1 pseudogene is annotated in these 493 nt (G+C 75.7%); it reads right to left on the bottom strand.

Annotated features, from left to right (window positions below):
• Nucleotides 1-419 (bottom strand): annotated as a pseudogene (locus ACOV8S_RS18955) (protein translocase subunit SecD); the annotation flags it as partial.
• Between the last annotated feature and the right edge of the window lie 74 nt (nucleotides 420-493).

Raw genomic sequence — 493 nt, 5'->3', positions numbered from 1 at the left:
CGCTCGCCCTCCGCCAGGTCCTTCGTGGCGGCGGGGTCCTTCGTGGTGGCGGGGTCCTCGGCGGCGCGCACCGGGTGGAAGGTGAGCTGGGCGGTGCGGCCCAGGACCTCGGCGGCCTCCTCGGGGTCCTGCACGCCGGGCAGTTCGACGACGATCCGCCGGTCCCCGGAACGCTGCAGGGTCGGCTCGGCCACGCCGAGCGCGTCGACGCGCCCGCGCAGCACCTCGAGGGTGCGGTCGGTGGTCTCGCGGTCGGCCTTCGCGGTGGAGGTGGACCGGGTCTCCAGCACGATCTGGGTGCCGCCGCGCAGGTCGAGTCCGAGACGGACCGGCACGGTGAGGGTGACGAGGACGGACAGGGCCACCACGGCGAGGGCGATCAGCGCCCTCACGCGGGTGGAGCGGGACGATCTGGACAACGGGGCCTCCGGCAGGGCATGCCGCGGCAACGGCCGGCGTGGCCGCGGCACGTGTCGAAACGGGGGTGGGGCTG

It is taken from the genome of Streptomyces sp. CO7, assembly GCF_053474865.1.
This window is presented reverse-complemented; position numbering and strand designations above follow the sequence as displayed.